Annotated in this window: 22 protein-coding genes; 14 read left to right on the top strand and 8 right to left on the bottom strand. The window is 51.6% G+C overall.

What is annotated here, in order from left to right:
- Positions 1 to 16: 16 nt before the first annotated feature.
- The 3 genes from folK to L103DPR2_RS11835 all read left to right on the top strand — a co-directional run bounded on the left by folK (position 17) and on the right by L103DPR2_RS11835 (position 2,358).
- Positions 17 to 508, top strand: a complete 492-nt coding sequence (gene folK, locus L103DPR2_RS11845; RefSeq protein ID WP_055361267.1) for a 2-amino-4-hydroxy-6-hydroxymethyldihydropteridine diphosphokinase — start codon at positions 17 to 19, stop codon at positions 506 to 508.
- A 177-nt stretch (positions 509 to 685) separates the two neighbouring features.
- Positions 686 to 1,333, top strand: a complete 648-nt coding sequence (locus L103DPR2_RS11840) for a DUF47 domain-containing protein (RefSeq protein WP_055361266.1) — start codon at positions 686 to 688, stop codon at positions 1,331 to 1,333.
- A gap of 17 nt (positions 1,334 to 1,350) precedes the next feature.
- Positions 1,351 to 2,358, top strand: a complete 1,008-nt coding sequence (locus L103DPR2_RS11835) for an inorganic phosphate transporter (protein WP_055361265.1) — start codon at positions 1,351 to 1,353, stop codon at positions 2,356 to 2,358.
- Between the two features lie 30 nt (positions 2,359 to 2,388).
- On the opposite strand, the gene L103DPR2_RS11830 is transcribed toward L103DPR2_RS11835, so the two are convergent.
- Entirely contained in the window at positions 2,389 to 2,910 is a 522-nt protein-coding gene (locus tag L103DPR2_RS11830; protein ID WP_055361264.1) for a GNAT family N-acetyltransferase, read from the bottom strand.
- A gap of 150 nt (positions 2,911 to 3,060) precedes the next feature.
- On the opposite strand from L103DPR2_RS11830, the gene rpsP reads away from it, so the two are divergent.
- The 4 genes from rpsP (at position 3,061) to rplS (ending at position 5,351) form a co-directional block, all read left to right on the top strand.
- Positions 3,061 to 3,312, top strand: coding sequence for a 30S ribosomal protein S16 (rpsP, locus tag L103DPR2_RS11825; protein WP_055361263.1), 252 nt, complete (start codon positions 3,061 to 3,063; stop codon positions 3,310 to 3,312).
- 30 nt (positions 3,313 to 3,342) lie between these two features.
- Entirely contained in the window at positions 3,343 to 3,960 is a 618-nt protein-coding gene (gene rimM / locus L103DPR2_RS11820) for a ribosome maturation factor RimM (protein ID WP_442915087.1), read from the top strand.
- Between the two features lie 17 nt (positions 3,961 to 3,977).
- Positions 3,978 to 4,763, top strand: a complete 786-nt coding sequence (gene trmD / locus L103DPR2_RS11815; RefSeq protein ID WP_055361262.1) for a tRNA (guanosine(37)-N1)-methyltransferase TrmD — start codon at positions 3,978 to 3,980, stop codon at positions 4,761 to 4,763.
- A gap of 207 nt (positions 4,764 to 4,970) precedes the next feature.
- Entirely contained in the window at positions 4,971 to 5,351 is a 381-nt protein-coding gene (gene rplS / locus L103DPR2_RS11810; protein WP_055362017.1) for a 50S ribosomal protein L19, read from the top strand.
- Between the two features lie 103 nt (positions 5,352 to 5,454).
- On the opposite strand, the gene L103DPR2_RS11805 is transcribed toward rplS, so the two are convergent.
- Together L103DPR2_RS11805 and orn are read right to left on the bottom strand one after the other, a co-directional pair.
- Positions 5,455 to 7,446 (bottom strand): DEAD/DEAH box helicase, encoded by a 1,992-nt coding sequence (locus L103DPR2_RS11805; protein WP_055361261.1) that lies wholly within the window; start codon positions 7,444 to 7,446, stop codon positions 5,455 to 5,457.
- Positions 7,447 to 7,726: 280 nt separating this feature from the next.
- On the bottom strand, positions 7,727 to 8,323 hold the full coding sequence (gene orn, locus L103DPR2_RS11800; RefSeq protein ID WP_055361260.1) for an oligoribonuclease: 597 nt from the start codon (positions 8,321 to 8,323) through the stop codon (positions 7,727 to 7,729).
- Positions 8,324 to 8,389: 66 nt separating this feature from the next.
- Between orn and L103DPR2_RS11795 the strand changes: the two genes are divergently transcribed.
- Together L103DPR2_RS11795 and rsgA are read left to right on the top strand one after the other, a co-directional pair.
- A complete protein-coding gene (locus tag L103DPR2_RS11795) occupies positions 8,390 to 9,649 on the top strand; it encodes a M48 family metallopeptidase (protein ID WP_055361259.1) in 1,260 nt (419 codons plus the stop codon).
- Positions 9,642 to 10,661: a ribosome small subunit-dependent GTPase A gene (gene rsgA / locus L103DPR2_RS11790; RefSeq protein WP_055361258.1), complete on the top strand. Its 1,020-nt coding sequence runs from the start codon at positions 9,642 to 9,644 to the stop codon at positions 10,659 to 10,661. Before L103DPR2_RS11795 ends, rsgA begins: the two co-directional genes overlap by 8 nt.
- A gap of 13 nt (positions 10,662 to 10,674) precedes the next feature.
- Here rsgA and L103DPR2_RS11785 read toward each other — a convergent pair whose 3' ends face one another.
- From L103DPR2_RS11785 to L103DPR2_RS11775, 3 genes are read right to left on the bottom strand one after another with little or no spacing between them, the layout of a single operon-like run.
- Positions 10,675 to 11,649 carry a CobD/CbiB family protein gene (locus L103DPR2_RS11785; RefSeq protein ID WP_055361257.1) on the bottom strand — a complete coding sequence of 325 codons (975 nt, stop codon included), beginning with the start codon at positions 11,647 to 11,649 and terminating at the stop codon, positions 10,675 to 10,677.
- Positions 11,650 to 11,656: 7 nt separating this feature from the next.
- Positions 11,657 to 12,376: a CoA pyrophosphatase gene (locus L103DPR2_RS11780; RefSeq protein WP_055361256.1), complete on the bottom strand. Its 720-nt coding sequence runs from the start codon at positions 12,374 to 12,376 to the stop codon at positions 11,657 to 11,659.
- A 29-nt stretch (positions 12,377 to 12,405) separates the two neighbouring features.
- Positions 12,406 to 13,236 (bottom strand): symmetrical bis(5'-nucleosyl)-tetraphosphatase, encoded by an 831-nt coding sequence (locus tag L103DPR2_RS11775; protein ID WP_055361255.1) that lies wholly within the window; start codon positions 13,234 to 13,236, stop codon positions 12,406 to 12,408.
- Positions 13,237 to 13,347: 111 nt separating this feature from the next.
- On the opposite strand from L103DPR2_RS11775, the gene L103DPR2_RS11770 reads away from it, so the two are divergent.
- The 3 genes from L103DPR2_RS11770 (at position 13,348) to uppS (ending at position 15,841) form a co-directional block, all read left to right on the top strand.
- Positions 13,348 to 14,637, top strand: coding sequence for a hemolysin family protein (locus tag L103DPR2_RS11770; RefSeq protein WP_055361254.1), 1,290 nt, complete (start codon positions 13,348 to 13,350; stop codon positions 14,635 to 14,637).
- 95 nt (positions 14,638 to 14,732) lie between these two features.
- Positions 14,733 to 15,035: an H-NS histone family protein gene (locus L103DPR2_RS14250; RefSeq protein ID WP_082466811.1), complete on the top strand. Its 303-nt coding sequence runs from the start codon at positions 14,733 to 14,735 to the stop codon at positions 15,033 to 15,035.
- 95 nt (positions 15,036 to 15,130) lie between these two features.
- On the top strand, positions 15,131 to 15,841 hold the full coding sequence (uppS, locus tag L103DPR2_RS11765; RefSeq protein WP_335337950.1) for a polyprenyl diphosphate synthase: 711 nt from the start codon (positions 15,131 to 15,133) through the stop codon (positions 15,839 to 15,841).
- Here uppS and L103DPR2_RS11760 read toward each other — a convergent pair.
- Positions 15,838 to 17,100, bottom strand: a complete 1,263-nt coding sequence (locus L103DPR2_RS11760) for a DEAD/DEAH box helicase (RefSeq protein WP_055361252.1) — start codon at positions 17,098 to 17,100, stop codon at positions 15,838 to 15,840. The genes uppS and L103DPR2_RS11760 overlap by 4 nt on opposite strands.
- 62 nt (positions 17,101 to 17,162) lie before the next feature.
- On the opposite strand from L103DPR2_RS11760, the gene rfbA reads away from it, so the two are divergent.
- Both rfbA and rfbC read left to right on the top strand, forming a co-directional pair.
- On the top strand, positions 17,163 to 18,041 hold the full coding sequence (rfbA, locus tag L103DPR2_RS11755) for a glucose-1-phosphate thymidylyltransferase RfbA (RefSeq protein ID WP_055361251.1): 879 nt from the start codon (positions 17,163 to 17,165) through the stop codon (positions 18,039 to 18,041).
- On the top strand, positions 18,041 to 18,598 hold the full coding sequence (gene rfbC, locus L103DPR2_RS11750; RefSeq protein WP_055361250.1) for a dTDP-4-dehydrorhamnose 3,5-epimerase: 558 nt from the start codon (positions 18,041 to 18,043) through the stop codon (positions 18,596 to 18,598). Before rfbA ends, rfbC begins: the two co-directional genes overlap by 1 nt.
- Before the next feature lie 26 nt (positions 18,599 to 18,624).
- On the opposite strand, the gene L103DPR2_RS11745 is transcribed toward rfbC, so the two are convergent.
- Positions 18,625 to 19,629, bottom strand: coding sequence for an adenosine kinase (locus L103DPR2_RS11745; RefSeq protein ID WP_055361249.1), 1,005 nt, complete (start codon positions 19,627 to 19,629; stop codon positions 18,625 to 18,627).
- Positions 19,630 to 19,651 lie beyond the last annotated feature (22 nt).

Below are 19,651 nucleotides of genomic sequence, written 5' to 3'. Positions count from 1 at the left end.
ACATCAGGGGGCCTTCATGCATCGTGAATGGGTGTCAGTGTTTGTTGGCCTGGGTGCTAATTTGGGCGAAGCGCGCCAGACCCTAGATGCTGCTGTGAAGGCCATTGCCAAATTGCCGCATACCCGAGCCCTCAACTGCTCCTCTTTCTACCGGTCAGCCCCTGTGGATGCGACGGGGCCCGATTACATCAATGCGGTGCTTCATTTGGAAACGCGCCTCAATGCTTATGAAGCATTGAAGGCCTTTCAATCTTTGGAGAACATGGCGGGCCGTGTGCGACCCTATCGGAATGCGCCTCGAACTCTGGACATTGACTTGTTGTTGTTTGGTGATGCAAGCATCCAAAGCCCAGTGCTGACGGTGCCCCATCCAAGGATGCGGGAAAGAGCCTTTGTGTTGAAGCCTCTTTCAGAGCTATCGCCGCAACGGGTGAGCGTGCAAGACTTGCAAAGCGTTCAATCGCAAGCCATTGAAAAACTAGATGCTTCTAGTTCTGATGACGTTTAACCTTCGGTGACAAAGTGCCGAGTTGCAAAGGGCTACGATATCTGCCAATTTGCTGTTTTTGATTGTCTTTTTTCAGACATAAAAATGTCACCGCTTTGCAATATTTACAAGCTTAGGGTTTAAACTCCCGCATGCCTCAATGAGCGAATTTCTCGCTTTTTGTTCACGGAGAATCCTATGTTTTTTGGCAAGCTTTTGCCCAAAGAGGGCAACTTTTTTGAGTTGTTCAACCAGCATGCAGACCGAATCGTTGAAGCGGCACGTGCCTTTTCAAACTTGGTGCTCAATTACACAGACAGTCACCTGCGTGAAAAATACACGCAAGATGTTGACAATGCCGAGCGATCAGCCGATCGCGTGACGCACGAAGTCAATCGCTTGATTCACACCACTTTCATCACACCCATTGATCGCGAGCAAATTCATACGCTCATTAATTTGATGGACGATGTGGCCGACTTGATTCAAGACTCCGCAGAAACCATGGCGCTTTACGATGTGCGCGTCATGACGGAAGAAATTACCCGTTTAACCGATTTGTCCGTCAAATGTTGTGAGCGTTTGCGGGATGCCGTCAATATGCTGGGCAACATTGCAGATCCTGCAACGGCTGAAGCTGCATTGAAGACATGCGAAGAAATTGACCGACTAGAGTCCGATGCCGACCGCGTGATGCGCAGTGCCATGAGCAAGCTTTTCCGCGAAGAGCCTGATGTGCGTGAAGTGATCAAGTTGAAAGCCATTTACGAATTGCTTGAAACCATCACTGACAAATGTGAAGACGTTGCCAATCAAATCGAGGGCATCGTCCTCGAGAACTCCTGATACTTGGAACCTTGAGCATGGACACACAAGCCGCTTTGTGGGTGGTGATGTTGCTGGTGGCTTTGGCGCTGGCATTTGACTTCATGAATGGTTTTCATGATGCCGCCAACTCAATTGCCACGGTTGTTTCAACAGGCGTTTTGAAACCAACGCAGGCCGTTGTGTTTGCAGCTTTCTTCAATTTCGTCGCCATCTTTATCTTCCACCTCAGCGTGGCTGCCACCGTTGGCAAGGGCATTGTCCAACCCGGTGTGGTCGACGTTCACGTGGTCTTTGGTGCCTTGGTAGGCGCCATCACATGGAATGTGATCACTTGGTATTACGGCATACCCAGCAGTTCCTCACATGCCCTGATTGGCGGTATTGTGGGTGCGGTCATTGCCAAAGCAGGTGCGGGTGCTTTGTTGTCTGCGGGTGTTTTGAAAACGGTGACTTTTATCTTTGTTTCGCCGCTGCTGGGTTTCCTTTTGGGTTCCCTGATGATGGTCTTGGTGGCCAATTTGTTCAAGCGCAGCAGACCTTCCAAAGTCGACAAGTGGTTCCGCCGTCTGCAACTCGTTTCAGCAGGTGCCTACAGCTTGGGTCATGGTGGTAACGATGCACAAAAAACGATCGGCATCATTTGGATGTTGCTGGTGGCAACTGGTTACGTCTCGGCTGCAGAAACATCGCCCCCCACTTGGACCATTGTTTCTTGTTACTTGGCCATTGGCTTTGGCACCATGTTTGGCGGATGGCGCATTGTCAAAACCATGGGTCAGAAAATCACCAAACTCAAGCCAGTAGGTGGCTTCTGTGCTGAAACAGGCGGTGCTTTAACACTCTTCTTGGCCACCTCCTTGGGCATTCCTGTTTCCACGACACACACCATCACGGGTGCCATTGTGGGTGTTGGCTCTACCCAACGTGCAAGTGCCGTTCGATGGGGCGTAGCGGGCAACATTGTGTGGGCCTGGATCTTGACCATCCCAGCCAGTGGTTTTGTGGCGGCCATTGCTTACTGGCTGAGCTTGCAACTTTTCTAAACCCGAGAGGGCGGTGCCCTCTCGTCAAACTCAGGCGGGTGCTTGAGTTTGCCCCAGTCCTAGGGCTTTTTCCATCATGACGATGTCTAGCCAGCGTTCAAATTTCCAGCCGCAGCCAGACACAGTGCCGACGTGCTTAAAGCCTACCGACGTGTGGACGCCAATTGAGCCGGCATTGCCAGAGTCGCCAATGACTGCGATCAACTTTCGGATACCGACTTTTTCGGCGGCTTGGCACAGCTCAGCCAGTAGCATGCGTCCCCAGCCTTTGCCGGCGGTGTCTGCGGCCAGATAAATGGAATCTTCGGCTGAGAATCGATAGGCGGGGCGTGGTTTGAACCAGTTGCAATAGGCAAAACCGACCACTTGGCCTTCATTTTCAAGGACCAAATAGGGCAAACCTTTGCTCAAGACGTCCTCCCTGCGGGCCGTCATGTCCTCAAGGGAGGGTGGGTCAATTTCAAAAGTGCCCGTTCCATGAAGGACGTGGTGCTTGTAAATGGCCGTGATGGCGGCCATGTCTGAGGGTTGGCTGGGGCGAATGGTTGGCATTCTTGAACTCCGGGTTATAATCAGCGGCTTTTCAGTGTGTCACTGGCCGGGTGGCCAGTTGCGTGTCTCAAACGCTGGAAGAATTTGTGTCCTTGTTTCATTTCAAATTTTTTGAATTGTGCAATGTGTACACCACCCCTAGGATAAATCATGGTTGTCATTCGTCTTTCTCGTGGCGGTTCTAAAGCCCGTCCATTTTTCAACATTGTTGTGGCTGACAAGCGCGTTCGCCGCGATGGTCGTTTCATTGAGCGCATTGGTTTTTACAACCCTATCGCCAAGGATACAGAAGAAGGCCTGCGCGTTGTGCAAGACCGTTTGACATACTGGACAGGCGTTGGCGCTCAAGTGTCTCCAACCGTTCAGCGTTTGGTCAAACAAGCTGCTGCCAAAGCTGCTTAATTGCTTTTTGGCTTCGCCAAAGGCTTTGCTGTGCTACCCCATTTAGAGTTTGCCGACATGCCGGCAGACGCCATCGAAGTGGGGCGTATTGCAGATGCTTGGGGCATCAAAGGCTGGTTCAAAGTCTTGCCCCACAGCGCCTCACCCGAGGCGCTTTTTTCTTCTAAGCGCTGGTATTTGCTGCCTTCCGATCGCGCTGTCGGTGGTGCAAAGTCGCCAACTGCCAAGTCGGCAGCACCTGCTGCTGGTGGCCCTTCAAAGCCCGTACTGCTCAAAATCAAAGAAGCCAAAGACCATGCCGACACCGTCGTCGCATGTTCACTGGACGTGGCCGACAGAAACCAAGCTGAAGTCCTGAAAGGGGCACGCATTTTTGTACCGCGTTCAAGTTTTCCGACTGCCGGTGCAGACGAGTATTACTGGGTGGACTTGCTGGGCTTGGATGTTGTCAACCGCGAAGGTGTGGCCTTGGGTCAGGTGAAAGACTTGATGTCCACTGGGCCTCAAACTGTGCTGGTCTTGTCGCAAGCTTCAGCAGAAGCAGGCAAGCCACCGGTGGAGCGCATGATTCCCTTTGTCGCAGCCTTTGTCGACAACGTGGACCTGCCTGGTCGCAAGATCACGGTTGATTGGCAGCTTGACTACTGAGCGGGTGAAAGCAAGCCATGCGCTTTGATGTCATCACGCTGTTTCCCGAACTCTTCGCCCCCTTTTTAAGTTCTGGCATCAACCGCCGTGCGTTTGAATCTGGCGCTGTAGAGCTGAAGCTTTGGCAATTGCGAGATTTCTCCGAAGGAACTTATCGCCGTGTCGACGATCGACCCTTTGGCGGTGGGCCTGGCATGGTGATGATGGCTGAACCTTTGGAAAAGTGTTTGCTGGCCATTCGCCAAGACCGCATCGCCCAAAATCCCAAAGAAGCCAAAGTACCAGTCGTCCTTTTTTCGCCCATTGGCCAGACCTTGACCCACGCCGGCGTTGCGTCGTGGTCTCAAAGCGATGGCGCCATTTTGATTTGCGGTCGCTATGAGGGCCTTGACCAGCGCTTCATTGATGCCCATGTCGATGCCCAGATCAGTTTGGGTGACTTTGTTTTATCAGGCGGCGAAATCGCTGCCATTGCGCTCTTGGATGCCGTTGCGCGTTTGCAGCCTGGCGTTTTGAACGATGAGGGCAGTCATCAAATGGACAGCTTCAATCCAGCGCTGGATGGCTTGTTGGATTGTGGACATTACACGCGTCCTGAAATTTGGCATGGTGAAACCGTCCCGCCTATCTTGATGTCTGGCCACCATGCCGATATTGCCCAATGGCGACGTCAGCAAAGTTTGACCTTGACTCAAAAGCATCGGCCAGACCTGATTGAATGGGCCCGGAAGATGGGAAAGCTGAGCGCCAAAGATGAACACTTTTTGGCTCATTTTGAGGTGTCTGCACCTGATAAGACTTAAGCAAAACGCCGAAGTCAGAACATTGGCCTGATGTCAGCGCGAGACTGGCTTTCATTCAGCCATAAAACAAATATATAATCATGGGCTGTCGATCCTCTGCCCGCCGCGGCTGTTGCGCTTGTTCTCGTCTTCATGGTTGAGAGCTCGCAGCATAGAAGCCGCCTTTAGCGTAGCGTTGTGCATGATCGAACGTTGAAAGAGCTCAAAATGAATTTGATTCAAACTCTCGAGCAGGAAGAAATTGCCCGTTTGGGTAAAACAATTCCTGACTTCATGCCTGGTGACACCGTCATCGTTAGCGTCAATGTGGTTGAAGGTAACCGCAAGCGCGTTCAGGCTTATGAAGGTGTTGTGATTGCCAAGCGCAATCGCGGCTTGAACAGTGGTTTTACTGTTCGCAAAATTTCAAGTGGTGAAGGCGTGGAGCGTACGTTCCAAACATACAGCCCCTTGATTGCCAGCATTGAAGTGAAGCGTCGTGGTGATGTTCGCCGCGCCAAGCTGTACTACTTGCGTGATCGTAGCGGCAAGTCTGCACGTATCAAAGAAAAGTTGCCACAGCGCGCTGCCAAAACAGCAGCAGCTTAATCAGCTTCGCAGGTCTCACAAGGCCTGCATGAAAAAACCGCCAAGGCTTTCGCCAAGGCGGTTTTTTTACGCCCCTGTTTGACAGGGGCATGGGGTAGGGGAATTAACCGCGTGTAACTTTCAACACTTTAGCGCCCGTGCGCTTGGGTGCTGCGTGACCGCCAGCGTTGTGGGGTTTGAAGTTGCCTGCACCGATGACTTTGGGGCCACGGGGTGCAAAGCGATCGCCTGCGCCGCCGCGTGCATTGTCGCGACCACCCGGTGCGCGTGGTGCACGGCTGTCACGTGAATCAAAGCGGTCGCCACGGTTGTCAGGGCGCTGATCGCCACGGGGCTCAAATCGACCTTCGCCACTGCGAGGTGCGAAGCTGCGTTGTTCACCGCGGAAATCACCGCGTGGCTCAAAGCGGCCTTCGGGACGGAAATCACCGCGACCTTCAGGACGACCTTCAAAGCGGGGTGAAGGTGCGCCGCGGTTTTCAAAACGGTCGCCACGGCCTTCGAAGCGATCACCACCGCGGTTGCCTTCAAAACGAGGCGCGCCGCGTGATTCAAAACGGTCACCACCGCGATTGCCGCCAAAGCCGCCACCGCCACCACCAAATGAACGGCCACGGCCGCCTCGGTCATTGCCACCACGGCCTGAGCGAGTTTCTGGGAAGTTGAGTTTGGGCTCCATGCCTGGAATCACTTCAGCTTTGAAGGGCTGACGGCTGTAAGCCTCGATGTCCATGATTTTGCGACGGTCGCGAATTTCGGCAAAGGTGATGGCCAAGCCATCACGGCCGGCACGGCCTGTACGACCAATGCGGTGTGTGTAGTCTTCAGCTTTCATGGGCAAGCCAAAGTTGAAAACGTGTGTGATGGTGGGTACGTCAATGCCACGCGCAGCCACATCGGTGGCCACCAAGATTTGAACTTGGCCATTGCGCAAAGCCATCAAGCGACGATTGCGCAAACCTTGGCTTAAAGCGCCGTGCAGGGCAACGGCATCAAATCCATCTTGCTGCAAATCAGCGGCCAAACCGTCGCACTCAATTTGCGTGCTGGCAAACACAATGGCTTGGTTGATGGAGGCATCACGCAACCAATGGTCGAGCAATTTGCGTTTGTGCTGTGCGTTGTCGGCCCAGAACAAAACTTGCTTGATGTTGCTGTGTTTCTCTTGGGGTGAATCGATTTGGATTTTCTGAACAGAAGAACCACCATCGTGCATCACGCGCATGGCCAACTGTTGAATGCGCGGCGCAAACGTGGCGCTGAACATCATGGTTTGCTGGCGCTGGCTGGTGAGTTGGTTGATGTCAGCCAAGTCGTCAGAGAAGCCCAAATCCAACATGCGGTCGGCTTCGTCGACTACCAAGAATTTAACTTTGTCGAGTTTGATTTGCATCGAGCGTTGCAGGTCGAGCAAACGACCTGGTGTGGCCACCACCAAATTGGCATTTTGCAACTTGGCAATTTGCAACTGGTAAGGCATACCGCCCACAATATTAGCGACGCGCAGGCCGCGGCAATGTTTCACCAAATCAATGGCGTCGTGTGCAACTTGCTGTGCCAATTCGCGGGTGGGGCAAACAATCAAGGCACCGGGTGAGGGGGCCTTGAAATTGCGTGCGTTGGTGGGGTCTTTGCGCTTGGGGCGCTTGGGGGCTGGCTCGCCATTGGCGGCGGCGTCGGCACATGCTTTGGCAAATGCAGCGCGATCGGCTTCTTCTTCGGCGGCCAACTCTTGCAACAGGGTGTGCAACACGGGCAACAAGAAAGCGGCAGTTTTGCCTGAGCCTGTTTGACTGGACACCATCAGGTCAATGTATTTGTGGGCTTCGCCCAAGGTTTCTTTGGGGAGTGCCAAAGGAATGGCTTTGAGCTGCACAGAAGTGGGTTGTGTGTAGCCCAGGTCGGCCACAGCTTGAACCAGTTCAGGGGCCAAGCCCAACAGCACGAAACCATTGGGTTGCTCGGGTGTGATTTCAGTTTCTGTGGTTTCGTTCACATTGGCAGCATCAAGCGCCAAAGTTTCAGTCACGAAAGTTTCGTTCGTAGAGGATTGCGCAGACGACAAGTCGTCCTGCACTTCAAAAGCGTCAGTCATATTTTTTTCTCGCACGGACGTCCGCAAGATTTGCGGTGGCGCCGTTCATGGTTAAAAAACATCAACCATCAAACGGAGCTCGGTGCTGTTTGAAGAGAGTGGGCATGACGTGTTGTCATGGCGCCATCTTTTCCAGTCGAGTGACTCTTATCAGTGAGTCAAAGGCATGAAGGGTGATGCACAAGGGCTGCGGCACAAGGCCTGTTTGCAGCTCAGCCGGCGATTATGGCACAGTTTTTTCAGTTTGTGCGGGTTTTCCCTGAAATGATTTGAGCGAAGCTCAAAGCTTGATGAAATGCTCTCTGTAATGCACCAACTCTTCAATCGATTCGTGCACATCGGCCAGCGCCGTGTGCTTCTGTTGTTTCTTGAAGCTGTTGAAAACTTCGGGCTTCCAGCGTTTGGAGAGTTCTTTCAAAGTACTCACGTCCAAATTGCGGTAATGCAAATAGGCTTCCAGCTTGGGCATGAATTTGACTAAAAATCGTCGGTCTTGGCTGATGGTGTTGCCGCAAAGAGGCGATGCATTTTTTGACACGTACTTTTTGATGAATGCCAAAATCTGTTCTTCAGCGTCTTGCTCCGTCGTGGTGGAAGCTTTGACTTTGTCAATCAGGCCACTGCGACCATGCGTGCCCTTGTTCCAAGCATCCATTTTGTTGAGCAGCTCGTCACTTTGATGAATGACGCAGACAGGGCCCTCAACGCGGGGGGTGAGATTAGGGCCGGTGACAACAACAGCAATTTCCAACAGGCGTTCTTTTTCGGGATCTAGCCCGGTCATTTCACAGTCAATCCATACCAAGTTGTCATCTGACTTGGAAAGCGTTGCGTCATGACTTTCTGCTGGGTGATGGTCGGGTGTAGGGCTTGTCATTTCAAAATATGGCTTTTCGTGAAGGTTCTGATTGTCGCTGATGTCAGCTGATCTACACTTCGGTCTATGAATTCGACTCTGACCCTGACTTATTTATTGGTAGGCGCGTTACTGACCAATGTTTTATTGAAACTTTGGTTGAACGCCAGACAAGTGCGCCATGTGGCCAGTCATCGCAGTGAAGTCCCCAGCGCATTTGCCAGTCATATTTCTTTGGCGGAACATCAGAAGGCGGCTGACTACACCTTGGCCAAGGCCAAAGTGTCTCAACTTGATATTTTGATTGATGCCGCGGTATTGGTGGGCTGGACCCTGTTGGGTGGTTTAAGCGCCTTGAATGCCTTGGTGTTGACGTTCATGTCGCCTGGCATTTGGCAACAAGTCGTGTTGGTCTTGTGCTTCACCTTGATCGGTGGATTACTCGACTTGCCACTGTCCTTGTATCAAACATTTGTGCTGGAGCAAAAGTTTGGCTTTAACAAAATGACATGGTCTTTGTGGCTAAGTGATGCAGCAAAAGGTTTGGTGCTGGGGCTGGTACTCGGTGTGCCGCTCGTTGCATTGATTTTGTGGTTAATGCAAGTAGGCGGCGTTTATTGGTGGCTCTGGACTTGGTGTGCCTTGGTCTTCTGGCAATTGTTTTTAATGGCCATTGCCCCCAATGTGATCATGCCCTTGTTCAACAAGTTCACGCCGCTTGAAGATGATGTCTTGAAGGCACGTGTGAATGGCCTGATGCAGCGTGCAGGATTTACAGCAAAAGGTTTTTTTGTCATGGATGGCAGTAAGCGGTCAGCCCATTCCAATGCCTTCTTCACAGGCTTTGGTGCCAGCAAACGTGTGGTGTTTTTTGACACCTTGCTCAAGCAACTGTCGCCCTCTGAAATGGAGGCTGTGCTGGCGCATGAGTTGGGGCATTTCAAACACCGGCACATTGTGAAGATGATGGCCACCAGTTTTGTCACCACCCTGTTGGGACTGGCCGTTTTAGGTTTTGCGTCTCAGCAAGTTTGGTTTTACACAGGATTGGGTGTCATGCCGAATTTGAATTCAGGCAATGAAGCTGTGGCCCTTCTGCTCTTCATGTTGGTGGTTCCAGTCTTCACATTTTTACTGGCCCCGCTGTCTTCTTGGCGCTCAAGGGTGCAAGAGTACGAAGCGGATGCCTATGCGGTTTCACAAACACCTGCGGCTGATTTGAAGTCAGCCTTGCTCAAGCTCTATCAAGACAATGCCTCTACATTGACGCCAGACCCTCTTTATGTGACGTTTTATTACTCTCACCCGCCGGCCAGTTTGCGATTGGCTCGCATGCAAGATGCGTAAACTCCATCAGCGCACACACACCAAAACCAAGGTGGCACAAGCCTTGGCGGCTTCAACGCAAGATGCCCTCAACTTGGGCTTGGTGGTGGCAACACATGGCCGGCATTGTGTTGTGGAGTTGGACGATGGCACTCGCATCATTTGCCATCCGCGAGGTAAAAAAAGTCAGGCAGTCGTGGGGGATCATGTCAGGTGGCAAGTCGCGGGGGATGAAGGCACGATTGAAAGTGTCATGGAACGAAAGAATCTGTTCTATCGCAGGGATGAAGTGCGAACCAAATCCTTTGCAGCGAACCTTGATCAGGTCTTGATCTTGTTGGCGGCAGAACCTGAATTTTCTGAAACCCAATTGTCTAGAGCCTTGATTGCGGCCGAGGCTGAGCACATCAAGCCTTTGATTGTTCTGAATAAAAGTGATTTGGGTGAAGCTTTCACGCAAGCTTGGCAGAGATTGACGGCTTACCGCCAAATGGGTTACAACGTCATGCCTTTGCAGTTGAAGACATCCAACGAAACCAATGACTCATTGCAGCTTTTGCAAGCAGAGATGGCGGGCAAAACAAGCTTGATATTAGGCCCTTCTGGCGCTGGCAAAAGTACCTTGGTGAATGCCTTGGTTCCTAATGCACGTGCGTTGACCGGGGAGATTTCGCAAGCGCTGAATTCTGGCAAGCACACCACCACCAGCACCTCGCTTTACTGGGTGGGTGACAGACCCGCTAGCCTGCAAAAAGAGAATACCGGAACTGCCATCATTGACTCGCCAGGATTTCAAGAGTTTGGTTTGCAGCATATTCCTCAAAATCAATTGGCCTCTTGCATGCTTGATTTAAAGCCATTTATTTCGACTTGCAAGTTCTACAACTGCACGCATTTGCATGAGCCAGGTTGCGGTGTATTGGCTGCCTTGCAAAAGGATGAGTCGCTGGCGCTTCAGCCAACCGAGGTGAGTACCCGGCGTCACCGAATTTATGCCCAGCTGTTCGAAGAACTAGGTCAGCAGCGTTGGTAAAAGTTGGGGCAACTTAGCCCAGCAGGTTTGCCAATGACAGCAAGGCCACCAACACCAACCACATGATCACGGTACGCCAGACCAATCCGACAACCTGCGCAAAATGTGAAAGTTCGGGGGGGCGACCCGGCGTGCTGCTGCTCCCTGGCGAATCGGGTTGCAATGCGGCGCCGCCCAATTGCACATTGATAGCACCTGATGTGGCTGCCAAGATGACCCCATCGTTGTCATCTGGAAACTTTTCAGAATGGTGACGCCATCCGTCCATTGCATCCTCAAAACTGCCCATGATGGCAAAGCCCATGGCCGTCGCTCTGGAAGGAAGCCAATCGATGGCATGCCAAGCTTCGTGGGACACTGACTTCAAAGCGTCACTGATCCAATGGGTTTGGGCGGTATTGCCAGCGATGGACTGTTGCGACAAGCTGGCGGCTGACTCGCTGTAGCGTTTTGCAAATTCAGAAATGCGGTAGACCACTGCGCCTACTGGCCCCAAGCCTATGACCGATAGCAATGCATAGCTGAAGAAAACGCCAAAGACGTGACGGTGTGCAGACAAAATAGAGTGTTCAATGACATGCCGTACAATTTCATTGCGAGGCAGTTCATTGATTTCAACTTGTTGCCATTCAGCCAATAACTTTCGAGCAAGCGATTCGTCGCCGTCGTTTAACGCATCGCGGATGCCCGTGAAATGGTGACTGAACTGTCGGAACCCCAAGGTGACATAGAGCAATGCGACGTTCCAGACGATGGCAAAAAACCATCCTAGAAAAAACGCCAACAACCAGTGAATGAGGACGGCCAAGCCAGCAGGTGCGCCGATCATCAAACCCCAAGCAAGCCAAGCTTGAGGGCGCGTACCACCATCAACGTGCGAGGTGACCCAATCAGCCCACTTTCGCAGCCACTGGTGCAAAAAGTGAGTGGGGCTCATAGGCCTTGCTTGCTCGATGACGAGCGCCAAAAAGATGGAAAAAAAGCTCATAGCCGCATCATAAAGAATTCGCTGCCAATAAAAAGCGATAAAAGTTCCGAATCATGCCTGCCGTCGCGCCCCAAATGAAACGCTCAGTGGGGGGCTGTGTGGGCAAGCCGCTGGGTTCGTGGTACGGCATGGAATACCACCGTCGAGAAACCCCGTCGCGCTCCCACATATGCAAGCGGTGGTTGGCTGGATTCATGAGAAATGCCAGGGGCACTTCAAAAACGGCCTCGACTTCGAAAGCATTGGGCGTGATTTCGTGCTGGGGGGAGACCAGTCCCACCACCGGCGTGATGTGAAAAGCTGTGCCAGTGATGTATTCGGGCAAGGTTCCCAAGATCTCGACAAACTGAGGGGCCAAACCTACTTCTTCTTGGGCTTCTCGGAGCGCAGCAGCCTCAACCGATGAATCTTCTGCATCGACCTTGCCGCCAGGAAATGCAATTTGTCCGGCATGCGAAGACAGGTGCATGGTGCGCTGTGTCAGAAGGATGTGTGGCTCAGAGCCTTGATCGCCTCTGAGCACGATGGGAATGAGAACAGCGGCCGCTTTGGCCGGACGTTGTCCTAGCGCGGGTTCACGTTTAACTTCAGGTGACCAATCAGGCGGATTTTTGAAGACCGCTTTCAATCGATCGGCCACCAAGTGTTCTTGCGACAAGGCGGGCCATTCACCCAAAGGGCTTGTCCATGGTATGTCGCGAGGGTCAAATCCCAATGAGCTTTTCATATGGTGTGTTCAATGGGGTGGCGTGAATTTCAAAATGGTTTTTGATAACTGGGGCACTTGATCTCGATGCGCTTTGGTGGCGCACCGACGTGATCGCGTTGCAATGCTGTAAGGCATCCACCCCAGATGCAACCCGTGTCCAAGGCCCAGATGTCCTGACGCTCAACAGCGCCCAAGGTTGACCAATGACCGAAGGCGATGGTGGTGTTGGCGGTTAGGCGTTGCGGGACTTCAAACCAGGGCATGTAGCCCTGAGGTGCCTTGGCCGCATTCTCTTTGGTCGCAAATTCCATGGCGCCTGTGAGTGAGCAAAAGCGAAGGCGCGTGAAAGCATTAAGTGCACAGCGCCAGCGCGCCATGCCTTGGAGTTGAGCTTGCCATTGTGCGGGCTCGTTGCCGTACATGTTCATGAAAAACGCATCGGCCTCGTCACTTTGCAAAATGTTTTCCAGTTCTCGGGCCAATGACAAAGTTTCTTCCAAAGTCCATTGAGGCAAAACGCCTGCATGAACCATCAAAACATCTTCTTGGTAAATGGCAATGGACTGGTGCTTTAACCAATGCAGCAAGGTGCCCTTGTCTGGCGCTTGAAGAATGTCGTTGAGGGTGTCGGATGCACCAGGCGCTCGCGCACCCGCTGAAAGGGCCAGCAAATGCAAATCATGGTTGCCCAAGACGCATTGAACGCTTGAGCCCAGACTGTAGAGGCGGCGCAAGACCGCCAGAGAGCTGGGTCCACGGTTGACCAAGTCACCCAAGACATAGAGTCGATCGCGGCTGGCTGAAAACCCCACTTGGTCTAGCATTTGACCCAGTGGTTCATCGCAACCTTGAATATCGCCCACCCAAAAAACTGACATTGACTTCCAAAATCAAGCTGAATGCGACATTGTCGATGTATTTCTTGAAGAATTGACCCTTGAAAGAAGAAGTGTGTTTCTTTCGAGTTCGGGCCTTGGCACAATCAGGGGATGGATTTTTTACTGATTGCACTGTTAACCCTCATCAACGGGCTCTTTGCCATGTCCGAGTTGGCCTTGGCCTCCAGCCGCAAAGCCCGACTGGCGGCGATGGAAGAGGCCGGGGATAAAGGAGCAGCCACGGCGCTCAAACTGCTTGAAAACCCAACCCAATTTTTGTCGACCGTGCAGGTGGGCATTACCTCTATTGGCGTCCTGAATGGCATTGTGGGCGAGGCAGCTTTCAGTGGCGATGTTGCCGTTTGGCTGGTTGGCCTGGGAATTACAGAATCCGCTGCTGCCATCACGGCCACGGCCTTGGTGGTCACGGTCATCACGTTCACGACCATCATCTTCGGTGAACTGGTCCCCAAACGCATTGGCCAGCTGTACCCCGAGCCAGTGGCCAGGTTGGTTGCCAGGCCTATGGCATGGCTTGCCGGCATTGCCAAGCCGTTTGTAGGTTTGCTTTCACTGACCACCCATGCCGTTCTGAAAATGTTGCAAATCGACACCCGAGGCAACCGGGCAGTGACCGAAGAGGAAATCACGGCCAGCCTGGAGGAGGGAGTTGATGCGGGCTTGATTGAGGCCCATGAACATCAGATGGTTCGAAATGTATTTCACCTCGACGACCGCCCCCTAACCTCATTGATGGTGCCCCGTTTGGACATTGAATGGTTCGACGGCAGCTTAAGCGTGGCCCAATGTTTGGCAAAAGTCGGCCTTCAAGATGGGGCGCACGGACATTCTTGGTATCCCGTCTGCAAAAGTAGTTTGGACAATGTTTTGGGTGTTGTCAGTTTGGCTCGATTGGTTTCGATCGATTCTCAACAAGACCCTGTTGAAAAATATGCCATTCCCGCTACGTTTGTGCCTGAAACCCTCAGTGGCATGTCATTGCTTGAGCAACTGCGAGGCAAGTCAGGACGCATGGTGTTCGTCGTGGATGAATACGGGGTCGTGCAAGGTTTGTTAACCCCGCGTGATTTGTTAGAGGCCATTACAGGTGAATTGCAACCTTTGCAGCTTGCCGACGCTTGGGCCACTGCGCAAGAAGATGGTTCTTGGCTGTTAGACGGCTTAATGCCCATCAATGAGTTGAAGGCCAGATTGGAAATTAAGCAAATTAATGGCGAAGACCGAGGTTTGTTCAATACCTTGGGAGGATTTATATTGGCGGAATTGGGTTATTTACCTAAGGTTGGTGATACTCTAATTGCTGAAGATTGGCAATTTAAAGTTATTTTGTTAGATGGAAGAAGGATAGATAAGGTAATTGCTAAAAATAATCTAACTTGATTAATAATTTATGATTTTAATAATCAGATTATCGCCTTATTAAAATATAATAAAACATTATCTAACCCTCTAGCATCGATATATTAGGAAAATAAATGACCACTTCATACAAAGAATTGATTAAACAGCGAGATGCTCTGGAGCAAGCGATTGCGCAAGCGCGTGAAAATGAGTTGTCTGAAGCTGTTCGTCAAGTGCGCCAACTGGTTTCTGAATTCGGATTGACCGTTCATGATGTATTTCCATCAGGCCGCGGAGCTTCCAAGCAAAAAAGTAGCACAGGATCAAAGGTTGCCCCTAAATACCGCGATCCAGTTTCAGGTCAAACTTGGACAGGGCGTGGCAAGGCACCTAAATGGATTGACGGCAAAGAGCGCTCTCCCTACTTGATCGGGTAATTCAAACCCATTGATGTTACGAAGGCCACCCTGGGTGGCCTTTTTCATGTCGCCAAACTTGTAAAATCGAAATAAATATTTCAAGAGAAATTAATTTGACGACTCAATCGCCTCCAAGGCATATCGGCATCATCATGGATGGCAATCGACGCTGGGCCAAAAAGCGTTTTTTGCCGACTGCGATGGGGCATGCCGCAGGTGCAAAGCAAGTCCGTGACGTTGTCGAAGCTTGTATCAGGGCAGACATACCCCATTTGAGTCTTTTTGCTTTCAGCACAGAGAATTGGCGCAGGCCAAAAGAAGAGGTGTCCGTGTTGATGAGTCTGTTTGCGAGTTATTTGCAAAAAGAAGTCGATGCGATGGAGGCCAATGGCGTAAGGCTCAAGGTTGTTGGCGATAAAACCAAATTCAGTTCTGAGCTCCAAGAATTAATTCTGCACGCTGAATTGCAAACACAGCACAATGAAAAAATCACGCTGCGTGTTGCGGCCAACTATGGTGGACGCTGGGACATGGTGCAGGCTGCAAAGTCTTGGCAACTTCAAAACCCGGACTTGAACTTTGCGGCGCTGACGGAAGAGGGACTGGCGGCTCACTTGAGCACGGCGGAAGCGCCTGAAATGGACTTGCTCATCCGAACAGGGGGAGAGTCTCGCATCAGCAATTTCATGCTTTGGCAGGCCGCTTATGCCGAAATGTTTTTCATTGACGTTTTGTGGCCAGACTTTTCAGTGAAACAATTTAGCGAAGCGCTGGAATGGTTCTCCAAACGCGATCGTCGATTTGGGTCAGCTGCACCTTTTTAACTTGGTTTGGCACTGGCTGCCATTTGCCGTAATTTGTCTTTTTTGCTGGGGCGTTTACCTTTGATGCCGCCATTGGCAGAGCCTTGCTCTGGAACTGCCTGCGTTGCCTCGAACCCTTGAATGGTTTCAAGCGCGAGTTTCACGTTGTGTCTTTTCTCTATCAAATTCCAATGGTGCAGTGTTTCGGGGCATACAAAGCTGATGGCCAAACCTGCTTCACCCGCACGACCCGTGCGGCCAATTCTGTGTGTGTAGTCGACGGCCGACCGTGGCAGGTCGTAGTTCACCACGGCGGGTAATTTTTCAATGTCCAGGCCGCGCGCAGCCAGATCGGTTGCCAAGACGACTTTCACACGATGCGCTTTGAAGTCGGCCAACACTTGTTGACGTTTCCCTTGGCTTAATTGGCCATGAAAGGGTTCTGCAGCAATGCCAGCGACGCGAAGTTTGGCCGCCACAATTTCGCTGCTGTGTTGAGTGGCCACAAAAACCAACAGTTGTTTCAAATGGTCTGTTTTGATCAGGTGCTTCAACAACTGAGTACGCTGAGGGGTGTCGGTGTAAAAGGCGCGCTGTGCGATGACAGCGGGTTGGAGCGTAGTACTTTCAATTTGAATTTCAAGTGGGTTGTGCAACAAACTTTGCGCCAAGGATTCGATGCTATTGGGACGCGTGGCGGACAAAAATAAATTCTGTCGTTTGTGAGGCAACTTCGCCAATATCTGGCCCAACTCATCTTGAAAACCCAGTTCCAATAATTTGTCGGCTTCGTCCAATACAAGCGTTTGAACTTGTGAAAGTTTCAATGCATTGTGATCCAGCAGGTCCAGTAGACGACCTGGCGTGGCAATCAAAATGTCAGTGCCACCTCGCAAGCCCATCATTTGGGGGTTGATGGAAACACCACCAAAAACCACCGTGACTTTGCAAAGTTTGCCCAAATGTGCCGACAAACTCATGAAAGTTTGTCCAACTTGAATGGCCAATTCACGGGTTGGAACCAAAACCAAGGACTGAAGTGCTCTTTGATTTCTTCCCTCTTGGATGCTTTGGGAAGGGTCAGACCGGGTCAGCTTCTCAATCAGGGGCAAGGCATAGGCGACTGTTTTGCCAGAGCCTGTGGGCGCAGTGACCCAGATGTCCTGGCCGGTGAGCGCTGCAGGAATGAATTCCTGTTGAACCGGGGTTGGGGCTGGATAGGTTTTGGGTTTAAGTGCGCGAAGCAGCTCGGGCGAAAGGCCCAGATCGTTAAAAGACATAGAGCTCAAGCATAAGTGCATATGGCTTGATATACCAGCAGGGCGTGGCAAAATCATGCACTATGAATACACGCAAAGGCATTATTTTGGCAGGGGGGTCGGGTACCCGTCTGTATCCCGTGACACAAGCGGTCTCCAAGCAGTTGATGCCGGTGTACGACAAGCCTATGGTCTATTACCCCTTAACAACGCTGATGTTGGCTGGCATCAAGGATGTGCTGTTGATCAGTACACCGCAAGATACACCTCGGTTTACGGCGTTGTTGGGCGACGGCAGTCAATGGGGCATGAACATTCAATACGCAGTTCAGCCAAGTCCTGATGGCCTGGCACAGGCATTCATCATTGGCCGTGAATTTGTGGGCGCAAACCCGAGTGCTTTGGTATTGGGTGACAACATTTTTTATGGTCATGACTTGGTCAAACTGATGCAGCGCGCTGATGCACAAACCAAAGGAGCCAGTGTTTTTGCTTATCACGTTCACGATCCCGAACGCTATGGTGTGGTGGCGTTTGACGGTCAGCAACGAGCGCTGAGCATCGAAGAAAAACCCTTGAAGCCTAAAAGCAACTACGCGGTAACGGGTTTGTATTTTTACGATTCACAAGTCTGTGACATAGCAGCCAACATCAAGCCCTCTGCGCGCGGTGAATTGGAAATTACCGACGTCAACCGTTGGTACCTTGAACACCACCAACTCAGTGTGGAAATCATGGGCAGGGGGTATGCTTGGTTGGACACAGGTACGCACGACAGTCTGCTGGAAGCTGCAGGCTTTATTGCAACACTTCAAAAGCGCCAAGGTTTGATGGTCGCTTGCCCAGAAGAAATAGCATTTGCCCAAAAATGGATTGATGCTGCGCAGCTTCAAAAGTTGGCATCGCCTTTGGCTAAAAACAGCTACGGTCAGTATTTGTTGAATCTGATAAAGGCAAATTGATGCCCTATACCGTCACGCCCACCAATTTGCCGGAAGTTTTGATTTTGCAGCCTCAAGTATTTGGGGATGCACGTGGCTTTTTCTTTGAAAGTTTCAATGCGCGCGATTTCGCCAAAGTGACTGGCCTAGAAGTTCAATTTGTACAAGACAATCACAGCCGATCGGCGCAAGGTGTTTTGCGAGGCTTGCATTACCAAATTGAACATGCGCAAGGCAAACTGGTTCGTGTTACCCATGGAGAAGTTTTTGATGTCGCTGTTGACATGCGCAAGTCATCCGAAAATTTTGGAAAATGGACCGGCTGTCATTTAAGTGCCGCAAATGCAAAGCAAATGTGGGTGCCTCCCGGATTTGCGCATGGCTTCCTAGTACTGAGTGAGTCAGCCGAGTTTTTGTACAAAACTACGGATTACTGGTACCCAGAGCACGAGCGTAGCCTTTTGTGGAGTGACCCCGCGCTCGGCATTGAATGGCCTTTGCCAGAGGGGCTTCAAACGCCTTTGCTGGCTGCAAAAGATGTGGCAGCTGTGCCGCTATCACAAGCACAATCCTATTAACTCAAGCCGATGAAGCGAGAGTCTCTTTATTTGAGAGGCGGAAGCGCGTAAGCTTTGATGGCACTGAGTTGTCCCAGTGTTAAACGGTTGCCATGTTGGCTGGCCACAGCGGCTGCAGCGTGATTGCCCAGCGTGGCAGCTTGATTGGGGGCGTAGCCCCTCGTGACGGCATACAAGAATGCACCGGCAAACATGTCGCCAGCGCCGTTGGTGTCAATGGCTTTGACTTTTTCAGCTGGCACATGCCACGACTGATCGGCCGTCAATACTTCGGAACCTTCGGGACCGCGTGTGAGGCAAATTATTTTGGCCAATTTCTTCAAAGTGCTGCGAATAGTTTCCAGATCTTCGGTGCCGCACCACACCTGGGCTTCTTCTTGGTTGCAGAACAAATAATCAACACCATCACCTAGCATGGCATCTAAGCCAGCTTTGCAAAATTGAATCATGCTGACATCACTGAGGGTGAGCGCCAAGGCCACGCCTGCTTCGCGTGCAATCTGTCGCCCTTTGAGTGCTGCACTCAAACCTGTAGGTGATGCAGCTAAGTAGCCTTCCATGTAATAAATCTTGGATTTGACAATGTCTTGGGCGTGCAGGGCAGCGTCGTCCAGTTCTGCTGAAACCCCCAGAAATGTGCACATGCTTCTTTCAGCGTCGGGGGTGACCAAGACCATGCAGCTGCCGGTTTGTCCCTCCGAAGCGCGTGTGTGCGTGAGGTTGGTATCAACGCCTTGGGCTTGAAGGTCTTTGACGTAAAAATCGCCCAAATTGTCGTGCGCTACTTTGCAGGAATAGAAAGCTTTGCCACCCAATTGCGCCAAAGCCACCACCGTGTTGCCGGCAGAGCCGCCGCCAGTTTGCCTGGGTTGGAGGTGGGTGACATGGGCCAACAACTCTGCGCGACGGGGGGTGTCGATCAGTGTCATGTGGCGCTTGCTGATGCCCATCTTTTGAAGCAGCGCGTCAGAAACTTCGTATTCGGAGTCGACCAAGGCGTTGCCAATGGCGTAGAGATCGTAGTGGGACATGGAAGGGCGTAGATCTAAATCA

The sequence above is a fragment of the Limnohabitans sp. 103DPR2 genome (genome assembly GCF_001412575.1).
GTDB lineage: Bacteria > Pseudomonadota > Gammaproteobacteria > Burkholderiales > Burkholderiaceae_C > Limnohabitans_A.
Note: the sequence above shows the minus strand (reverse complement) of the source record. Positions and strands in the feature narration are given on the sequence as shown.

What these genes read in the sequence shown, in the direction of transcription:
- trmD (WP_055361262.1), top strand. Translation starts at nt 3,978, where the DNA reads ATGCGCTTTGATGTCATCACGCTGTTTCCCGAACTCTTCGCCCCCTTT.
- L103DPR2_RS11795 (WP_055361259.1), top strand. Translation starts at nt 8,390, where the DNA reads ATGAATTCGACTCTGACCCTGACTTATTTATTGGTAGGCGCGTTACTG.
- folK (WP_055361267.1), top strand. Translation starts at nt 17, where the DNA reads ATGCATCGTGAATGGGTGTCAGTGTTTGTTGGCCTGGGTGCTAATTTG.
- L103DPR2_RS11840 (WP_055361266.1), top strand. Translation starts at nt 686, where the DNA reads ATGTTTTTTGGCAAGCTTTTGCCCAAAGAGGGCAACTTTTTTGAGTTG.
- L103DPR2_RS11805 (WP_055361261.1), bottom strand. Translation starts at nt 7,446, where the DNA reads ATGACTGACGCTTTTGAAGTGCAGGACGACTTGTCGTCTGCGCAATCC.
- L103DPR2_RS11745 (WP_055361249.1), bottom strand. Translation starts at nt 19,629, where the DNA reads ATGTCCCACTACGATCTCTACGCCATTGGCAACGCCTTGGTCGACTCC.
- L103DPR2_RS11775 (WP_055361255.1), bottom strand. Translation starts at nt 13,236, where the DNA reads ATGTCAGTTTTTTGGGTGGGCGATATTCAAGGTTGCGATGAACCACTG.
- L103DPR2_RS11835 (WP_055361265.1), top strand. Translation starts at nt 1,351, where the DNA reads ATGGACACACAAGCCGCTTTGTGGGTGGTGATGTTGCTGGTGGCTTTG.
- rplS (WP_055362017.1), top strand. Translation starts at nt 4,971, where the DNA reads ATGAATTTGATTCAAACTCTCGAGCAGGAAGAAATTGCCCGTTTGGGT.
- L103DPR2_RS11830 (WP_055361264.1), bottom strand. Translation starts at nt 2,910, where the DNA reads ATGCCAACCATTCGCCCCAGCCAACCCTCAGACATGGCCGCCATCACG.
- orn (WP_055361260.1), bottom strand. Translation starts at nt 8,323, where the DNA reads ATGACAAGCCCTACACCCGACCATCACCCAGCAGAAAGTCATGACGCA.
- L103DPR2_RS11760 (WP_055361252.1), bottom strand. Translation starts at nt 17,100, where the DNA reads ATGTCTTTTAACGATCTGGGCCTTTCGCCCGAGCTGCTTCGCGCACTT.
- L103DPR2_RS14250 (WP_082466811.1), top strand. Translation starts at nt 14,733, where the DNA reads ATGACCACTTCATACAAAGAATTGATTAAACAGCGAGATGCTCTGGAG.
- rsgA (WP_055361258.1), top strand. Translation starts at nt 9,642, where the DNA reads ATGCGTAAACTCCATCAGCGCACACACACCAAAACCAAGGTGGCACAA.
- rfbA (WP_055361251.1), top strand. Translation starts at nt 17,163, where the DNA reads ATGAATACACGCAAAGGCATTATTTTGGCAGGGGGGTCGGGTACCCGT.
- L103DPR2_RS11785 (WP_055361257.1), bottom strand. Translation starts at nt 11,649, where the DNA reads ATGAGCTTTTTTTCCATCTTTTTGGCGCTCGTCATCGAGCAAGCAAGG.
- L103DPR2_RS11770 (WP_055361254.1), top strand. Translation starts at nt 13,348, where the DNA reads ATGGATTTTTTACTGATTGCACTGTTAACCCTCATCAACGGGCTCTTT.
- L103DPR2_RS11780 (WP_055361256.1), bottom strand. Translation starts at nt 12,376, where the DNA reads ATGAAAAGCTCATTGGGATTTGACCCTCGCGACATACCATGGACAAGC.
- rfbC (WP_055361250.1), top strand. Translation starts at nt 18,041, where the DNA reads ATGCCCTATACCGTCACGCCCACCAATTTGCCGGAAGTTTTGATTTTG.
- rpsP (WP_055361263.1), top strand. Translation starts at nt 3,061, where the DNA reads ATGGTTGTCATTCGTCTTTCTCGTGGCGGTTCTAAAGCCCGTCCATTT.